Origin of the sequence: Dokdonella sp. (assembly GCF_044227025.1) — a bacterium.
GTDB lineage: Bacteria > Pseudomonadota > Gammaproteobacteria > Xanthomonadales > Rhodanobacteraceae > Dokdonella_A.
Genome location: NZ_JBGAFX010000002.1, coordinates 271,073 through 289,085 on the forward strand (window position 1 = coordinate 271,073; position 18,013 = coordinate 289,085).

At 65.6% G+C, this 18,013-nt stretch carries 10 protein-coding genes; 6 read left to right on the forward strand and 4 right to left on the reverse strand.

Annotated elements, in window-relative coordinates; genetic code table 11:
• Nucleotides 1–452: 452 nt before the first annotated feature.
• The 4 genes from ACILRJ_RS05525 to ACILRJ_RS05540 all read left to right on the forward strand — a co-directional run bounded on the left by ACILRJ_RS05525 (nt 453) and on the right by ACILRJ_RS05540 (nt 10,799).
• Nucleotides 453–6,152 carry a HAMP domain-containing protein gene (locus tag ACILRJ_RS05525; RefSeq protein WP_395681203.1) on the forward strand — a complete coding sequence of 1,900 codons (5,700 nt, stop codon included), beginning with the start codon at nt 453–455 and terminating at the stop codon, nt 6,150–6,152.
• Nucleotides 6,153–6,161: 9 nt separating this feature from the next.
• Entirely contained in the window at nt 6,162–7,913 is a 1,752-nt protein-coding gene (locus ACILRJ_RS05530; RefSeq protein ID WP_395681205.1) for a response regulator, read from the forward strand.
• A gap of 97 nt (nt 7,914–8,010) precedes the next feature.
• Nucleotides 8,011–8,421, forward strand: coding sequence for a heavy metal-responsive transcriptional regulator (locus ACILRJ_RS05535; protein ID WP_395681207.1), 411 nt, complete (start codon nt 8,011–8,013; stop codon nt 8,419–8,421).
• Nucleotides 8,418–10,799, forward strand: a complete 2,382-nt coding sequence (locus ACILRJ_RS05540; RefSeq protein ID WP_395681209.1) for a heavy metal translocating P-type ATPase — start codon at nt 8,418–8,420, stop codon at nt 10,797–10,799. The genes ACILRJ_RS05535 and ACILRJ_RS05540 overlap by 4 nt, the downstream gene beginning before the upstream one ends.
• 11 nt (nt 10,800–10,810) lie before the next feature.
• Here ACILRJ_RS05540 and ACILRJ_RS05545 read toward each other — a convergent pair whose 3' ends face one another.
• Genes ACILRJ_RS05545 through ligD form a run of 3 tightly spaced genes read right to left on the reverse strand, consistent with a single transcriptional unit; the run spans nt 10,811 to nt 15,347 of the window.
• The gene (locus ACILRJ_RS05545; RefSeq protein WP_395681211.1) at nt 10,811–11,620 is read right to left on the reverse strand and encodes a tetratricopeptide repeat protein; all 810 of its coding nucleotides are present in this window, start codon (nt 11,618–11,620) and stop codon (nt 10,811–10,813) included.
• Nucleotides 11,621–11,626: 6 nt separating this feature from the next.
• On the reverse strand, nt 11,627–12,532 hold the full coding sequence (locus ACILRJ_RS05550) for a Ku protein (protein ID WP_395681213.1): 906 nt from the start codon (nt 12,530–12,532) through the stop codon (nt 11,627–11,629).
• A 55-nt stretch (nt 12,533–12,587) separates the two neighbouring features.
• Entirely contained in the window at nt 12,588–15,347 is a 2,760-nt protein-coding gene (gene ligD, locus ACILRJ_RS05555; RefSeq protein WP_395681215.1) for a non-homologous end-joining DNA ligase, read from the reverse strand.
• Nucleotides 15,348–15,371: 24 nt separating this feature from the next.
• Between ligD and ACILRJ_RS05560 the strand changes: the two genes are divergently transcribed.
• Together ACILRJ_RS05560 and ACILRJ_RS05565 are read left to right on the forward strand one after the other, a co-directional pair.
• Nucleotides 15,372–16,076: a DUF72 domain-containing protein gene (locus tag ACILRJ_RS05560; RefSeq protein WP_395681217.1), complete on the forward strand. Its 705-nt coding sequence runs from the start codon at nt 15,372–15,374 to the stop codon at nt 16,074–16,076.
• Between the two features lie 5 nt (nt 16,077–16,081).
• Nucleotides 16,082–16,789 carry an alpha/beta family hydrolase gene (locus tag ACILRJ_RS05565; protein WP_395681219.1) on the forward strand — a complete coding sequence of 236 codons (708 nt, stop codon included), beginning with the start codon at nt 16,082–16,084 and terminating at the stop codon, nt 16,787–16,789.
• Here the strand turns inward: ACILRJ_RS05565 and ACILRJ_RS05570 are convergent.
• Complete coding sequence (locus tag ACILRJ_RS05570) at nt 16,762–17,943, reverse strand: FG-GAP repeat protein (protein WP_395681221.1); 1,182 nt, start codon at nt 17,941–17,943, stop codon at nt 16,762–16,764. The genes ACILRJ_RS05565 and ACILRJ_RS05570 overlap by 28 nt on opposite strands.
• Nucleotides 17,944–18,013: the final 70 nt, after the last annotated feature.

The window sequence follows — 18,013 nt, forward strand, 5'->3', positions numbered from 1 at the left end:
GGTGGCCCCTGACTGATCCTTAGCACGGCCCGTGCCAGCGCTCCGTATCCAGGCGCGGCCTTCCGACGAGTCGGCAAGCGCGCGCAAAACACGCTGGTGCGATAGCGCTGCGGATCAAACGAAATGTCCACAGGGTCGCGTGCATGGCACAACCGGCGGGAAAATTTTATCCACACCGTGAAAATATTTGCGCGATGCCGCGAACGCCGCGAATGTGTACGCTTGCGCCATCACATCGAGCCATCCCGCGCGCGGCAATCGCGACGGGTGGCGCGAGGGTGGTGACGACATCGCGCCGGGTGCGTGCGGTGGACAGGGGCGGCGCCCGAATGTGCGCCGTGTTCGGTCGAGCTTGCCTCGGCGAGAACGGAGAACAGGCAATGGCGACGCGACGCAGGGTCGTGGACTCGGGATCGGCGACGGCAACACGCTCGAAGGCGAAACCTGCAGGAATGTCGCCGCCGCCAACGAGGCCGTCTGCGTCGGCGCCGCCAGCGGAAGCGAGCGACAAGATCCTGCGCGAACTGCTGCGCGTCATGCAGGCAGTGCGCGACGGCGACTTCAGCGTGACCATGCCGGGCGACTGGTCGGGCACGGCCGGCAAGCTCGCCGACACACTGAACGAGATCGTGTTCAACAACCGCAGGCTTGCCGACGAGCTCGAGCGCGTCGGCGATGTCGTCGGCAAGCGCGGCAAGACCAGTGAGCGTCTGGTCGGCGCGAGCCGACGCGGCGCATGGCGTGCGATGGAGGGATCGGTCAATACCCTCATCGACGACCTGCTCTGGCCGACCGACCGCATGACGCTCGCGATCTCCGCGGTCGCGCGCGGGGATCTCACGCGCGTCATTGACCTGCAGGTCGATGGTCGCCCGTTGCGGGGGGAATTCCTGCGCTCGGCGCAGATCGTGAACAAGATGATCGAGCAACTGAGCGTGTTCAGCTCGGAGGTCACGCGCGTTGCGATCGAAGTCGGCACCGCCGGCCGCCTCGGCGGCCAGGCGCAGGTAAAGGGCGTTTACGGCGTGTGGAAGGATCTCACCGACTCGGTGAACCAGATGGCGTCGAACCTGACCGCACAGGTGCGCAACATCTCCGAAGTAACGATCGCGGTCGCGAGCGGTGACCTGTCGCGCAAGATCACCGTCGACGTGCGCGGCGAGATCCTGCAGCTCAAGGAAGCGATCAACACGATGGTCGACCAGCTGCGCGGGTTCGCCTCGGAAGTGACGCGTGTCGCGCGCGAGGTCGGTACCGATGGCAAGCTCGGCGGTCAGGCGATCGTGCCCGGTGTCGCGGGCACGTGGAAGGACCTGACCGACTCGGTCAACGCGATGGCGACCAACCTCACCTCGCAGGTGCGCAACATCGCCGAAGTGACCACTGCAGTCGCGCGCGGCGACCTCTCCCGCAAGATCACGGTCGACGTCAAGGGCGAGATCCTCGAGTTGAAGGACACCATCAACACGATGGTCGACCAGTTGCGCGGCTTCGCGTCGGAGGTGACGCGCGTCGCGCGCGAGGTTGGCACCGAAGGCAAGCTCGGCGGCCAGGCTGCAGTCCCAGGCGTCGCTGGCACCTGGAAGGACCTGACCGACAACGTCAACTCCATGGCCTCGAACCTGACTGGCCAGGTGCGCAACATTGTCGAGGTCGCGACTGCGATCGCGAACGGTGACCTGTCGCGCAAGATCACCGTCGACGTGCGCGGCGAGATCCTCGATCTCAAGCAAACGCTGAACACGATGATTGAGCAGCTGCGCTCGTTCGCATCGGAAGTAACGCGCGTCGCGCGCGAGGTAGGTACCGAAGGCAAGCTCGGCGGCCAGGCGCAGGTTCCGGGGGTCGCCGGCACGTGGAAGGACCTCACCGACAACGTCAATTCGATGGCGTCGAACCTGACCGCGCAGGTTCGCAACATCGCCGAGGTGACCACCGCGGTCGCTCGCGGCGATCTTTCACGCAAGATCACCGTGGATGTCCGTGGCGAGATCCTCGAGCTGAAGGACACCATCAACACGATGGTCGATCAGCTCAACGGTTTTGCCGCGGAGGTCACGCGCGTGGCGCGCGAAGTCGGCACCGAAGGCAAGCTGGGCGGTCAGGCAACCGTGCCGGGCGTCGCCGGCACCTGGAAGGACCTGACCGACTCGGTCAATGCGATGGCCACGAACCTGACCGTGCAGGTGCGCAACATTGCCGAGGTGACCACCGCGGTCGCGCTCGGTGACCTGTCCCGCAAGATCGTCGTCGACGTCAAGGGCGAGATCCTCGAGCTGAAGAACACCATGAACACCATGGTCGACCAGCTCAACGGATTCGCCGCGGAGGTCACGCGCGTGGCGCGCGAGGTCGGCACCGAGGGCAATCTCGGCGGTCAGGCCCAGGTGGAGGGAGTATCCGGCGTCTGGAAGGACCTCACCGACAACGTCAATTCCATGGCGTCCAACCTCACCACGCAGGTGCGTAACATCGCCGAGGTGACCACCGCGGTCGCGCGCGGTGACCTTTCGCGCAAGATTGCAGTCGATGTGCGTGGCGAAATTCTGGAGCTCAAGAACACCATCAACACGATGGTCGACCAGCTCAACGGATTTGCCGCGGAGGTCACGCGCGTCGCGCGCGAAGTCGGCACCGAGGGCAACCTTGGCGGTCAGGCGACCGTACCCGGCGTCGCCGGTACCTGGAAGGACCTGACTGACAACGTCAACTCGATGGCATCGAACCTGACGACGCAGGTACGCAACATCGCCGAGGTGGCGACCGCGGTTGCGCGGGGCGACCTTTCGCGCAAGATCGCGGTGAACGCGCAAGGCGAGATCCTCGAGCTGAAGAACACGCTCAACACGATGGTCGACCAGCTCAACGGTTTCGCGGCGGAAGTCACCCGCGTCGCGCGCGAGGTCGGCACCGAGGGCAAGCTGGGCGGCCAGGCGATCGTGCCCGGCGTCGCTGGAACGTGGAAGGACCTGACCGACAACGTCAACGTGATGGCGGCGAACCTCACCGACCAGGTGCGCGGCATCGTCAAGGTCGTCACCGCCGTCGCCAATGGCGATCTGCGCCAGAAGCTGACGGTCGAGGCAAAGGGCGAAGTGGCTGCGCTCGCCGAAACGATCAACGGCATGACCGAGACGCTGGCGATCTTCGCCGAACAGGTGACCACCGTCGCGCGCGAGGTCGGCGTCGAAGGGCGTCTCGGAGGCCAGGCCTACGTGCCCGGAACGGCGGGAACCTGGAAGGACCTGACCGCCAACGTGAACCTGCTCGCCGAGAACCTGACCAATCAGGTGCGTGCAATCGCAGAGGTCGCCACGTCGGTGACGCAAGGCAACCTGACGCGCTCGATCCAGGTTGACGCACGCGGCGAAGTGGCGGAACTCAAGGACAACATCAACGCGATGATCGGCAATCTGCGCGCGACGACCGAGCGCAATACCGAGCAGGACTGGCTGAAGACGAACCTCGCGCGCTTCAACGGAATGATGCAGGGCCAGCGCGACCTGCTGGAAGTCGCGCGCATGCTGCTGTCCGAACTGGCGCCGCTGGTCGGAGCACATCAGGGCGTGATGTACGTGATGCGTGGCGAGGGCGACGAACTCTGCCTGGAGCAGATATACGGCTACGCCGATGACGCGCCACAAGGCGCGCCACGGCGTTTTCTGAAGGGGCAGGGCCTGGTCGGGCAAACCGCCCAGCTGCGTCGCAGCATGTTGTTGACCGACATTCCCGACGAGCGCATCCGGGTCGCCTCGGGGCTGCTGGAAGCAGCGCCGCGCAGCGTGATCGTCATCCCGGTGCTGTTCGAGGACCAGGTCAAGGCGGTGATCGAGCTCGCCAGTCTCGGCCAGTTCACGCCGTCGCATCTGGCGTTCCTCGAACAGCTGACCGGCAGCATCGGCATCGTGCTCAATACCATCGAGGCGACGATGCGCACGGAAGGCCTGCTTTCGCAGTCGCAACAGCTCGCTGTCGAGTTGCAGACGCAACAGAAGGAGTTGCAGCAGACGAACGACGAGCTCGGCCTCAAGGCCAAGCTGCTGGCGCAGCAGAACGCGGAGGTCGAGCGCAAGAACCGCGAAATCGAGCAGGCCCGGCGCGCGCTGGAGGAAAAAGCCGCGGAGCTCGCGCTGGCTTCGCGCTACAAGTCGGAGTTCCTGGCCAACATGTCGCATGAGCTGCGGACGCCACTGAACAGCATCCTGATCCTGGGACAGCAACTGGCCGACAACATCGAAGGCAACCTGAGCGGGAGACAGATCGAGTTCGCGCGCACGATCCACGGCGCCGGCACCGATCTGCTCAACCTGATCAGCGACATCCTCAACCTGTCGAAGATCGAATCCGGCACCGTCACCGTCGAAGCAGAGGAGATTGCGTTCTCCCACCTGCGCGACATGGTGGAGCGGAATTTCGCCCACGAGGCGGAGCGGCGCAAGTTGCGTTTCGTCACGAACATCGATCCGACCCTCGGCGATGCCATCCTGACCGATCCCAAGCGGCTGCTGCAGGTGCTCAAGAACCTGCTCTCGAACGCCTTCAAGTTCACCGAGCGCGGCACGGTGACGTTCGAGGTCAAGGCGGCCGAATCCGGCTGGTCAGCGGATCATCCGGTCCTGAGCCGCGCCCCGATCGTCGTGTCGTTCACGGTGCGCGATTCCGGCATCGGCATTCCGGTGGAGAAGCAGCGCATCATTTTCGAGGCGTTCCAGCAGGCCGATGCGGGCACCTCGCGCAAATACGGAGGCACTGGTCTCGGTCTTGCGATCAGCCGCGAACTCGCGAGTCTGCTTGGTGGGGAAATCCAGTTGCGCAGCACGGTCGGGGAGGGCAGCACCTTCACGCTGTATGTACCGTTGCGCTACATGGGTAACGTCGCCGGCGACAGCGCGATGGGAACCGTGGCGAGTTCGTCGCCGCAGCTTCCGGTCGCCCGCGCCGAAGAGGTAGCCGATGACCGGGAATCGATCGAGCCCGGCGACGCCGTCCTGCTGATCGTCGAGGACGATCCGCACTACGCCAAGGTCATGCTCGATCTCGCGCGGGAACATGGGTTCAAGGGCATAGTCGCGATGCGCGGGATCGAGGCGATTGCACTCGCGCGCAAATACCAGCCGACAGCAATCTCGCTCGACATCTTCCTGCCCGACGTGCTGGGCTGGACCGTGCTGAGTCGCCTCAAGCAGGATTCCGCGACGCGGCACATCCCGGTGCAGGTCGTCACCATCGAGGACGAGCGCCAGCAAGGTCTGGAGCGAGGGGCATTCTCGTTCATCAACAAGCCGGTAACGACAGAGGGCCTGAATTCAGCGCTTGCGCGAATCAAGGATTTCGTCGCGCCGCGACCGAAGAAGCTGCTCGTGGTCGAGGACAACGACGCCGAACGCATGAGCATCGTCGAGTTGATCGCGCACACCGACGTGGACATCACGAGCGTGGCGAGCGGCGCGGCGGCACTCGCCAGCATGCGCGCGGCACGCTTCGATTGCGTCGTGCTGGATTTGCGGCTGCCCGACGTCTCGGGTTTCGATCTTCTCAACGAACTGCACGCAGATGCCGAGTTGTGCGACGTGCCCGTAGTCGTGTTCACCGGGAAGGAACTGGACGATCGCGAGAGCGTGATGCTCAAGCGGGTGGCGAAGAGCGTCGTGATCAAGGGCGTGCAGTCGCCGGAAAGGCTGCTCGACGAGACCGCATTGTTCCTGCATCGCGTGATCGCGGACCTGCCGGCCTCGAAGCGGCGCATGCTGGAGAGCCTGCACGACACCGACGAGGTGCTGGTGGGCAAGCGCGCGCTCGTCGTCGACGACGACGTGCGGAACATCTTCGCGTTGTCGAGCGTGCTCGAACGGCACGGCATGCAGGTGGTGACCGCAAATACCGGGCAGGAGGCGATCGACTTGTTGCAGGAAACACCAGACGTCGCACTGATCCTCATGGACATCATGATGCCTGTCATGGACGGCTACGAGACGACGCGCGCGATCCGCAAGGATCCGCGCTTCCGTTCGCTGCCGATCGTGGCGCTGACCGCGAAGGCGATGAAGGGCGATCGCGAAAAGTGCCTCGAGGCTGGCGCGTCGGATTACCTGGCCAAGCCCGTCAACACCGATCAGCTGTTGTCGGTGTTGCGCCAGTGGCTGCATCGCTGATCCTGCGGCATGAGCATGGCAGACAAGAAGGCAAGAATCCTCCTCGTCGACGACCAGCCGTCGAGGCTGCTCACGTACGAGGCGATCCTCGCGTCGCTCGGCGAGGAACTCGTGACGGCACAGTCCGGCGAGGAAGCGCTGCGGCACCTCATGACCGACGAGTATGCAGTCATCCTGCTTGACGTGAGCATGCCGGGCATGGACGGATTCGAGACCGCGAATCTCATCCATGCGCATCCGCGCTTCGAGAAGACACCGATCATCTTCGTTACCGGTGTGCATGTCAGCGAGCTCGATCGTCTGCAGGGTTACCGGCTCGGTGCGATCGATTACGTGCAGATCCCGTTGGTGCCGGACATCCTGCGCAGCAAGGTAGCCGTGCTGGTGGAGCTGTATCGGAAGCGACTCGAGTTGAGCGCGCTCAATCTCAGCCTGGCGGGAGAGAACGAGAGCCTTGCGCAGGCGAACCTCGCGTTGCAGACCGAACGCGCACGCGAGTTCCAGGCGCTGTCGGAAACGCTTGCGACGGCGAATGCCAAGCTGTCGTCGACGAACGCGGCCCTGGAGATCGAAGTCGCCGAACGGCGTCGCGCCGAGGGCGTCGCGTCACAGCTCGCGGAAAACCTGCGCGCGCTGGATCGACGCAAGGACGAGTTCCTCGCCACGCTCGCGCACGAACTTCGAAATCCTCTTGCGCCGATCCGCAGTGCGGTTTCGGTGCTGCGCGATGCGCGTCTGCAGCCTGAAGCGACCGCGCATACGCTCGACGTGATCGAGCGACAGCTCAAGCAGCTCGTACGCCTGGTCGACGACCTGCTGGACGTCTCACGCATCACCTACGACCGCATCGAGCTCAAGCGCGAGCACGTCGACCTCGCGACGATTCTCGCCGCCGCGCGCGAGATGATCTCGCCTGCCATCGAACAACGACAGCAGACGCTGGAACTGGACATTGCGGCGACGGCGATCGATGTACACGGCGATCCGCAGCGCCTCATCCAGGTATTCGGCAATCTGCTCAACAATGCCAGCAAGTACACCCGCCCTGGCGGCACGATTGGCCTGTCGAGCGTAGCCATGGATGATCGCGTGATCGTGTCGGTCAGCGACAATGGCATCGGCATTTGCCCCACCGAGCTGGATTCGGTGTTCGATCTGTTCGTGCAGGTCGATGCGTCGCGTGAGCACGCGCAGGGTGGCCTCGGGATCGGCTTGACGCTGGTGAAACGTCTGGTCGAAATGCATGGCGGCAGCGTCACCGCGCACAGCGAGGGGCTCGGACATGGTTCGCGCTTCGTCGTCGAGTTGCCGAGAACGCTGGTGGCGCCCGCCGGGACGTCGATTGCGGAGGGCCCGAGCGTGTCGGTTCGCCGCCACGTTGCGGTCATCGACGACAACCGCGACGCCGCCGACATGCTTGCGTTGACCGTGCGGATGCTCGGCCATGACGTGAGGACGGTGTACGACCCGTTGCTCGCTCTCGACGTCATCGATGCGTTCGCGCCGGACATCGCCTTCGTCGACATCGGCATGCCGAAACTGGATGGCCTCGAGCTGGCGCGGATGATCCGTGCGCGCCACGGAAGCCACATCCGGCTGGTGGCGTTGACGGGCTGGGGCCAGCCCGCCGATCGCGCACGTTCCAGCGATGCCGGTTTCGATTTCCACTTCGTCAAGCCGATCGACCTGGAACAGGTCGAACGCCTGTGCGCGACCTCGTCGACCGACGAGCGCGAGCGACATTCGAAACTGTCGCAGTAGCGGCGCGGGCTGGGGGACGGCTCTCCGCATCAGACGCTTGACTCTGGACCATGGTCCAGGGTCTAGACTGACGGCCTTCGCTGCCTGGAGCGCGGACATGCAGAACTTCACCATCGGGCAGGTGGCGCGCCGCGCGGGCGTCGGCATCGATACCGTGCGCTACTACGAACGCAACCGGCTTCTGCCGCAAGCGCAACGTCGCCTGTCCGGTTACCGCGAGTACGGCGATGACGACGTGGCGCGCCTGCGCTTCATCCGGCGTGCGAAGGATCTCGGCTTCACGCTGGCGGAAATCCGCGAGTTGCTTGCACTCTCCACCGACCGGAAGCGCGGCGTACGCGGGGTCAAGGCGCGCGCGGAAATCCGGTTGGCGGAAGTCGACCAGCGCATTCGCGAGCTGCAACGGGTACGGCGCGGCCTGAAGCATCTCGTTGCAGCATGTCCGGGACATGGCTCGCTGGATCGGTGTCCGATTCTCGCGGCCCTCGGCGAGGAGACCACGACATGAATCACCACGACCATCACGATTCATCATCGCCGGTTCCCGCCGCCGCCAAAACCGGCAGTTGTTGCGCCAGGCACGATGAGGCGCAGGTCGCCGACAGCGTCAGGGACCCCGTGTGCGGCATGAGCGTGGATCCGCATACCGCGCAGCATCGCGCCGAATACCGGGGGCGCACCTGGTACTTCTGCTCGGCGCATTGTCGCGAGGAGTTCCTGGCGGAACCCACGCGTCATCTTTCCGATCCGGCGGCCGCGGCGCCGGTGCCGCAAGGCACGCTGTACACCTGCCCGATGCACCCGGAGGTCCAGCAGGTCGGCCCGGGCACTTGCCCCAAGTGCGGCATGGCCCTGGAACCGATGATGCCCAGCGCCGAACAAGACGACAGCGAGCTGCTGGCTGTCCGCCGCCGCTTCGGGATTTCGGCGGCACTGGCATTGCCCCTGCTGGTCATCGCGATGGGGCCGCACCTGTTCGGAATCCACGTCAGCGAGACCACGTCACGCACGTTGCGCTGGGCCGAGCTTCTGCTTTCGGCACCGCTCGTCCTGTGGGCGGGACTCGACTACTACCGTCGTGGCTGGCTTGGCGTGGTGCACCGCTCGCCGAACATGTACACGCTGATCGGGCTCGGCGTGCTGGTGGCGTTCGCCTACAGCGTGGTGGCGACGTTCGCGCCGTCGCTGTTTCCCGAGCCGATGAAGCAGGACCACGGCATGGTGGGTGTGTATTTCGAAGCGGCGGGCGTCATCATAGCCCTCGTGCTGCTCGGCGAGTGGCTTGAACTGCGCGCGCGCGGCAAGACCTCGGCGGCAATCCGTCGTCTGCTCGACCTCGCCCCCAAGCAGGCGCGGCGCATCGAAGCGGATGGCAGCGAGCATGATGTGCCGCTGGAGACCGTCCGGATCGGCGATCTGCTGCGCGTACGACCGGGCGAGAAGGTGCCGGTCGATGGCGAAGTCGTCGATGGTCGCAGCAGCGTCGACGAATCGATGCTCAGCGGCGAGCCGATTCCGGTGGAGAAGGTCGCCGGTGATCGCGTGACCGGCGGAACGATCAACGGCACGGGCTCGTTGCAGCTGCGTGCGGATCGTGTCGGTCGCGACACGGTGCTTGCTCGCATCGTCGAGCTTGTGGCGCGCGCGCAGCGCTCGAAGGCGCCGCTGCAGCGCCTGGCGGACCGTGTATCGGTGTATTTCGTGCCGGCCGTCGTGCTGATTTCGGTGCTCACCTTCTTCGGCTGGTGGCTGTTCGGACCGGAGCCGCGGCTGTCGTTTGCGATCGTCAATGCGGTTGCGGTGCTGATCATCGCGTGCCCGTGCGCGCTGGGCCTGGCCACCCCGATTTCGATCATGGTGGCGAGCGGTCGTGGCGCCGAATCGGGCGTGTTGTTCCGTGACGCAGCCGCGATCGAGCGGCTCGCGCGGGTCGATACGCTGGTCGTCGACAAGACGGGCACGCTCACGGAAGGAAAGCCGAAGCTGACCGACGTCGTCGGAACGCCGGGGTTTGACGAATCGCGTGTGCTGCAGCTCGCCGCCAGCCTCGAAGCGGCCAGCGAACATCCGCTCGCACACGCGGTGATCGAAGGCGCAAAGGCGCGCTCGATCGTTGCGCGCCCGGTGCGGGCTTTCGCGGCCATCACGGGGCAGGGCGTGCGTGGCGAGATCGACGGCGAGCAGGTCGCCCTGGGCAACGAGGCGCTGATGCATGCAGCGAACGCCGATACGGCAGCGCTTGCCGCACATGCCGAGGCGCTGCGCGCCGACGCGAAGACGATCATGTTCCTCGCGCTGCAGGAGCGCCTGGCGGGTTTCATCGCGATGCAGGATCCGCTCAAGGCCGGCGCGAGGGACACGCTTGCGTCCCTGCGCGCCCAAGGCCTGCGGGTCGTCATGCTCACCGGCGACAGCGAGGCGACCGCGCGCGCCGTGACACGCGCAATCGGTCTGGACGAAGTCCACGCGGTACAGACGCCCGAGACCAAGGCGGCATGGATCGTGGACGCGCAGCGGGCAGGCGGACACGTCGCGATGGCCGGGGATGGCATCAACGATGCGCCGGCGCTGGCCGCCGCCGACGTCGGCATCGCGATGGGCAATGGCACCGACATCGCGATGGAAAGCGCGCAGGTCACGCTCGTGAAAGGCGAGCTTGCCGGCATCCTGCGCGCGCGACGGCTGTCGCAGGCCAGCGTGCGCAACATCCACCAGAACCTCGGGTTCGCCTTCCTCTACAACAGCCTCGGCGTCCCGATCGCCGCGGGCTTGCTGTATCCCGCGTTCGGTTGGCTGCTGAGCCCGGTCGTTGCGGCGGCCGCGATGAGCCTCAGTTCGGTCTCGGTCATCTCCAACGCGTTGCGCCTGCATCGAATCCGGCTGTAGGCAGGCCGCTTCTACTCGCCCTGGACGAGGCGGCGGTAGCGTGCCATGTGGCGAATCGCCTCGCGCGGCTGGTCGAGCGCTTCGCACAAGAGGGCGAGGTTGTAGTGCGCGTCGGCGAGCTGCGGGTCCTCGGCCAGCGCGGCTTCATAGGCCTGCATCGCCTCGCGTTTCTGATCGCGATCATCGAGCAGCACCCCGAGGTTGTAGAACAGCAGGGCATCGTGCCCGCCGGAGCGGATCGCGTCGGCGTAGGTTTGCGCGGCTTCGTCGAGGCGGCCGAGTTCGTGCAGGAGACGGCCCTTGTTCACGCGGGCGTCGATGCGCGCGGGATCAACGGCGATTGCGGCATCGTAGGCGCGCAGCGCCGCGGCGCTGTCTTGGTGCTCCAGCACGCTGCCTTCGAGTGCGGTGCCGGTTTCCGGTGTCGGCGCCGGTTGCGGTTCGATCACGCGCAATGCGCCCGCGGCGGGATCGCCCTCGAATGCGAGCAGGTATTGCCCCGTTTCTGCCTGCCAGCGGGTACCGCCTTCGCGCACGATGACCTGGTCGGCGAGTGCGCCGATGCTGAGGCCGGACAGAGGCATCTGGTCGGGCAGGCGCGCGCGCAGGTCCCGCAGCGCGCGCAGGATGCGCCGTTGCGGGATGTGCGCGGCCGCGAGTGCCTGCGCAGTGCGCAGCACGATGAGGTCCTGGAACGAGAACTGCCACGCGTTGCGCACACCGCGCGTCGGTGTCACGAAGCCGGCGCCGACCAGCGCACGGATCGTGCTGTAGGGCAGGCGGAGCAGTCTTTCGACGTCACGGACGCCGTACGAATGCATCGCTGCCTACTTCGCCTTGCGCGTCGCCTTGCGCCGGGCCGGTTCGGCGGCCGGTTCCACGGGCGCCGCGCGTTTTGCCGGTTTTCGCGCAGGCTTCTCGTCCGCCCTGGTCGCCGTACCACCGCCCTTCGGTGCGCCCTTCTTTTCGAGGCTCGCGCGCAACGCTTCCATGAGGTCGATGATCTGCGCGCCGCCGTGCTCGGGTTCTTCGGCGAGGGTGATCTGATGGCCGTCGACCTTCTTCTGGATCGCCGCCTCGATGCGCTCGCTGACCTCATCCTTGTACTCGCGCGGGTCCCAGGTGCTGGAACTCTGCTGGTCGATGAGCTGCTGAGCGAGTTTGAGTTCGGCATCCTTGACGTCGGTCGTGGCGATGTCGATGTCGTTGATCGAACGGACCTCGCTGGCATACAGCAACTGCTGCATGACGAGGCCGTCCTCGATCGGGCGGATCATTACGATGTACTGCTTGCCGCGCGTCGCCCAGCGGCCGATCGCGCAGCGCTTGGATGTGCGCAGCGCCTTCGCGAACAACGCGTAGGGTTTGGTGCCGCCCTTGTCGGGCGCGAGGTAATAGGCCTTGTCGAAGTAGACCGGGTCGACTGCGGAGATCGGGACGAACTCGGAGATGTCGGCCGCATGGGTGCCGGCTTCCTCGAGCGCCTTGAGTTCGTCCGGAGTGAATTCGACGTACTGGTCCTTGGCGAACTCGTAGCCCTTGACCGTGTCCTCGCGCGCAACCGGCACGCCTTCGAGCGCGCAGATCATCTGCTGCTTCAGGCGAGAGCCGCAGCCCTTGTGCAGCATGTTGAACGAAATCTTCTGGCTCGATTCGGTCGCGGTGTACAGCTTCACCGGGATCGACACGAGGCCGAAGGAAATGCTCAGTGACGCGATGGAACGGGCAGCCATGATGGTCTCCGGATTCTCCGCGTGTACGCCGCTTGTCCCATCGGGGAAAACAGCGTCAAACCTTGGTCGATCCCAGCGCGCGCTCCAGATCCTGCTTGCGTTCGAGCACGTTGCGCCAGCGATCTCCCTTTTGAATCAACGTCTTTACCACACTTGTTAGGGTGAAGTCGAGGGGATGGGCGCGTTGCAGCTCGTCCCAGCCGAGTGGCATGGACATCGGCGCACCGGCTACGCCCCGCGGCGAATAGGCGACATTGAGGGTCTTGCCGCGCACGTTCATGTTGTGGTCCATGAAGATCCTGCCGGTGCGCTTCTGCACGCTCCATTCCATCGTGATGTCCTTCGGACGCCGCCGCATGAGGTGACGGCTGACCAGTTCGGACACCTCGCGCGCGGCATCGAAGTCGAGCGTGCGCCGGATCGGCACGAACACGTGCAAGCCGGTCTTGCCGGAGGTCTTCACGATCGGCTCGAGCTTCATTTCCCCGAGCAGTTCGCGCAGCGCGAACGCGACCTCCTTGCCCTTCTCGAACGCGATCGTGTTGAGCTCGGGCTCGGCGCCCTTCGCTTCCTTGCCCGAGTAGATGTACGGGTCGATGTCGAACACGACATAATCGGGGTAGTTCAGCACCGACGCTTCGAGCGCTTCCAGCGAGCTCGAATAGTCGGTCGACTTCGACAGCGAATCGGCGCCGACCATCGCTCGCGAATGCCAGACGTGGAATTCGAGCGTGCCGGACTGGGCGAGCCAGAGCAGGGTGGCGAGATCGTTGCAGAGGAGATAGTCGTGCCGTTCGTCGCGATGTTCGGAGAACACCGTGACGGAGCGCGTGAACGCCGGGCGCGCCTGCTCCCAGTGTTTCTGGAAGAACCGCTGCCCGCCGATGCCGTCCGGCATGCGGATCATCGTCAGCGGCCGGTCGGCAAGGTGCGGCAGCATCAGCGGCGACACCTGCGCGAGGTAGCGCAGCAGGTCGCGTTTGGTCAGCGCGCGTTGCTTGAGCGCGTCGTCCGCGGGCCAGTAGACACGGTCGAGGTGGGTCAGGCGGATGCGTTCGCTGCCGATCGCGAGTTCGAAACCGTTGCGGGTGCTTTCGAGCTGTTCGAGCACATCCGCGACATTCGCTGCATTGGCGCCAGCCGGGTTCGCGTCCTCGCCACGAACGCGAGGCCTGGAGTATGCGGTCGGACCGGCGGAAGCCCGCTTGCGCGGCGATGCGGCGTGGGAGGGTTCGGTGCGATGCACGGTCTTCGGGTCGACGTCGTCTCTCAACCTGAGGAAGACCGGCGCGCGCAGATGGCCATCCTCGGTCCAGCTCTGGAACTCCAATTCCGCGACCGATTCTGGTTGGACCCAAGTGACCGGGCCGTTAACGACCGGTTTCTCGCTGAACGGACAGGTACGGCGATGCAGTGGAGCGAGGCGCGCCTGCACCTGAGCGAGCGAACGCTCGTCGAAACCCGAACCGACGTGCGAGGCGTAGCGCAGCCTGCCGTGTTCCCAGTAACCAACGAGCAGTGCGCCAAGCGTCGCGCGCGCGCCCTTGCCAGTCGTATAGCCGCCGATTACGAGATCCGTCGAGTGCGTCGGCTTGACCTTGAGCCACGAGGATGAGCGCTGGCCGGCGAGGTAGCGGCTGTCCTTGCGTTTGCCCATTGCGCCCTCGAATCCGCTCGCGAGCGCGGCCTGCATGAGTGCTTCACCATCGTCGATCGCGTGCACGAGTTGCACGTGCGCGCTGGGCAACAGGCATTGCGCGAGGTAACGGCGGCGGTCGCGGTACGGCATCTCGCGCACATCGATGCCGGCGAACCAGAGCAGGTCGAAGCAGAACAGAACCACCGGCGTGTTGCGGTCGGCACCCGCGAGTTGGCGCGCCGTTTTCAGTTGCACGCGGTTCTGCAGGGCATTGAATGACGGCTTGCCGTCCGTGCCGAATGCGACGATCTCGCCGTCGAGCAGCACGCCGTCGGGGCCTTGCTGCGCCAGCTCGGCGGCGAGCGCGGGAAACGCGCCGGTTAGATCGATGCCGCGACGCGAACGCAGCCGCACACCGTTCGCGTCGATTGCCACGAGCACGCGGTAACCATCAAGCTTGGGTTCCCACGACCAGTCGGCGTCGCGGAATGGCGCATCCGCCGCATCGGCAAGCATCGGCGACGCCTTCGCCGGCATGCGCGTGGCCGGTCCCGCCGGCACCAGCCGCGAAGCCGGCATGCGTTGCACCGGCATGACCTTGAGGTCCTCAACTTCGACGCCGGAAAGCACGGACCGCGACTGCACGTCGAGGTCGCGCGGACCGGCGTAGCGATCCTTGTGCTTGATCAGCAACCAGGTCTTCGCGTCCTTCGTGCGCACGAGCGCGAACGATCCCTTCAGCTTCTCGCCACGCAACTGGATGCTCAGCTTCCCGGAAACGAGTCCTTCGCGCACGCGGCGCTGTGCGTCGGCGCGGTCGTGGAACGACGTGCCGCCTTCGTCCGGGCTGTACACGCCGCAATCCCACACGATCACTTCGCCGGCGCCGTACTGGCCCGGCGGGATCACGCCCTCGAACGAGCCGTAGTCGTACGGGTGGTCCTCGACGAACACCGCGAGGCGCTTGTCGTTCGGGTCGAGCGACGGTCCCTTCGGCACCGCCCACGACAGCAGCACGCCATCGCATTCGAGACGGAAGTCGTAGTGCAACTGGCGCGCCGAATGCTGCTGCACGACGAACAGCAACGGGCCCGTACCCGACTCCGCCACGCTGGGTGCCGGTTCGGGGGTGGCTTCGAAGCGACGCTTCGCGGAATATTCGCCGAGTTTCGCCATTGGTGGTCTTCGACGGGGCCGGGCATGAGTGCGCGACTGTGGGCGGGTGCGAGCGGCTATTCCTTCAAGGAGTGGAAGGGTTCCTTCTACCCGGAGAAGATGAAACCGGACGCGATGCTGGCCTGGTACGCCGAACGGTTGCCCACGGTCGAGATCAACAATACCTTCTACCAGATGCCGAAGGCAGCGGTGCTGGAAAACTGGGCGGCCGCGACGCCAGCGGACTTCCGCTTCGCGATCAAGGCGTCGCGGCGCATCAGCCACGACGCTCGCCTCAAGGCCGACGCAGCAGCGGATTCGATCGCGCACCTGTATCGCATGCTCGAATCGCTGGGTGCCAAGCGCGGCCCGGTGCTGTTCCAGTTGCCGCCGTTCCTCAAGAAGGACGTGGCGCGCCTCAGGGAATTCCTCGCGGTGCTGCCGCCGGATCATCTTGCCGCGTTCGAATTCCGCCACGAAAGCTGGTTCGACGATGCGGTGTACGGCGCACTGGGGGATGCCGGAGCCGCGCTGTGCCTGTCCGAGCGCGAGGACAATGCGCCGCCGCCGCTGGTCGAAACCGCGTCATGGGGCTACGTGCGGCTTCGCCTGGAGGAATATTCGGACACCGAACTCGCGCAATGGGCGCAACGCCTGCGCGCAACGTCGTGGAAGGATGCGTACGCGTACTTCATGCACGAGCCTGCCGCGCCCGATTATGCTGCGACCCTGCTGCGTACACCGGGGTAGGTGGCATGGATACAACCGAACGGATTACGATCACGATCGACGGCAATGATCGTGTTTCCGGTTTGCAGCGTGTGCCGGATGTTGCCCACGCCTGTTGCGTACTCGCCCACGGCGCCGGTGCTGGCATGTCGCATCCGTTCATGGCGGCCGTCTCGGATGGACTGGCGAAACGCGGCATTGCCACGCTGCGCTTCCAGTTTCCATACATGGAACGCGGTTCGAAGCGCCCCGACACGCCCATGATCGCGGACGCGACCATCCGCGCGGCGGTCGCCGAGGCCGCACGACGATGGCCGCGCCTGCCGCTCTTCGCCGGCGGCAAGTCGTTCGGCGGGCGCATGACCTCGCAGGCGCAGGCGCTCGATCCGCTGCCTGGCGTATGCGGGCTCGTGTTTTTCGGCTTCCCGTTGCATCCGGCCGGCAAGCCGTCGGATTCGCGCGCGGCGCACCTGTCCCGGGTGCGCGTGCCGATGTTGTTCGTGCAGGGCACGCGCGACAAACTTGCGGCCCCCGAACTGTTGCTGCCGGTGATCGACCGCCTTGGCCCGCGTGCGAGCTTGCACAAGCTCGATGGCGCTGATCATTCTTTCCACGTGCTGGCGCGCGGTGTCCGAACGAATGCCGAGGTGCTCTGCGAAGCGCTCGATGCCTGCGTCGCATGGTTCGACCGCTGCATCGAATCCACTCAGGTGTCAGTTGCCGGGTCGGTGTAGAAGTAGGCCGCGCCTTGCTGGACATTGCTGCCGACCTTGGCGGTGTAGGAACCGACCAACGCGGTTCGCGCATCCACGGCGGTGTAGTAGCCGAAGACGTTGCCCGGCGCCGCATCGCCCGCCGTGAGTTTCTCGACCTGCTTCCAGCTGCCGGCGATGCGCCGGAACAGATAGGCGGCGCCTCGATAGGCATTCGCGCCATATGCACCCACGAGCATCGTGTTGCCCGACAGGCTGACGGAGCCGCCGAAAAGGTTGATTGCCGCGCCGTCGGCGGCAATGAGCCGGCTCGTCTGCGCCCATGCGCCGTGCGTGCGTTCCCAGCAGTACACGGCCCCGGTACTCACCTGTCCGTTGATCACGACGCCCGGCGCGCCGATCATCGCGGTGGTGCCGTCGATCGCCAGCGAAACACCGAAATTGTCGCGCGTGCCGCCGTCAGTCGCGACCAGCTTCTGCACCGAGGTCCACGCTCCGTGCGATCGTTCGTAGACGTAGACCCTGCCTTGTCCGATGTTCGCCCCGATCGTCGATGCACGCGCACCGATGAGTGCCACGTCGGCGGAGACCGCGATGGAAGCCCCGAACGAATCATTCACGTCGACGGGATCGGGGGAGGGCAGGGTCGGGCCTTCGATCCATGGACCATTGCGGGTCAGCGGCGCCTCGAACGTGTATACCTTGCGCGGAACGATCTGGCCGCCAGTGTTGGCGCCACCGGCGCCGATGAATATGGTCGAGGCATTGAATGCGACCGCGGTGCCAAGCGTGTCGAGGGAGATGCCGCTGGCGCTCACCAGCTTCTGGCGTTCCGTCCATGTGCCGCCAACCAACGCGAACAGGTACGCCGCCCCCTGCCAGGTGCGTCCGTTCACTCGCGCGAAGGGTGCCGTGATGACTGCGAGGGAGCCATGCAACGCGATGGCAGCGCCGAACTGGTCACCGGCCGCGCCATCGCTCGCGACCAGCTTCTGCACCTGGCTCCACTTGCCATTGGCCTTGCGCAGGACGTAGACAGCGCCCTGGTTGGCGCGTCCATCCACGCTGGCCGCACGCGCGCCGACCAGCGCCATCGTGTCGGAAACGGTTACCCACGAACCGAACCAGGACTTCGGACCACCGTCGTCGGCAACGATCTTCTGCTCACTCCACATGCTCGTGCGCTCCTCGCCGGGTCCCGCAAAAGTGGACGACCCGGCAAGTATGCACGAGTGCATCGTTTCC

Excerpts from the sequence above, each read along its gene's own strand:
- ACILRJ_RS05525 (WP_395681203.1), top strand. The coding sequence starts at position 453 with ATGTCGCCGCCGCCAACGAGGCCGTCTGCGTCGGCGCCGCCAGCGGAA.
- ACILRJ_RS05530 (WP_395681205.1), top strand. The coding sequence starts at position 6,162 with ATGAGCATGGCAGACAAGAAGGCAAGAATCCTCCTCGTCGACGACCAG.
- ACILRJ_RS05535 (WP_395681207.1), top strand. The coding sequence starts at position 8,011 with ATGCAGAACTTCACCATCGGGCAGGTGGCGCGCCGCGCGGGCGTCGGC.
- ACILRJ_RS05540 (WP_395681209.1), top strand. The coding sequence starts at position 8,418 with ATGAATCACCACGACCATCACGATTCATCATCGCCGGTTCCCGCCGCC.
- ACILRJ_RS05545 (WP_395681211.1), bottom strand. The coding sequence starts at position 11,620 with ATGCATTCGTACGGCGTCCGTGACGTCGAAAGACTGCTCCGCCTGCCC.
- ACILRJ_RS05550 (WP_395681213.1), bottom strand. The coding sequence starts at position 12,532 with ATGGCTGCCCGTTCCATCGCGTCACTGAGCATTTCCTTCGGCCTCGTG.
- ligD (WP_395681215.1), bottom strand. The coding sequence starts at position 15,347 with ATGGCGAAACTCGGCGAATATTCCGCGAAGCGTCGCTTCGAAGCCACC.
- ACILRJ_RS05560 (WP_395681217.1), top strand. The coding sequence starts at position 15,372 with ATGAGTGCGCGACTGTGGGCGGGTGCGAGCGGCTATTCCTTCAAGGAG.
- ACILRJ_RS05565 (WP_395681219.1), top strand. The coding sequence starts at position 16,082 with ATGGATACAACCGAACGGATTACGATCACGATCGACGGCAATGATCGT.
- ACILRJ_RS05570 (WP_395681221.1), bottom strand. The coding sequence starts at position 17,943 with ATGTGGAGTGAGCAGAAGATCGTTGCCGACGACGGTGGTCCGAAGTCC.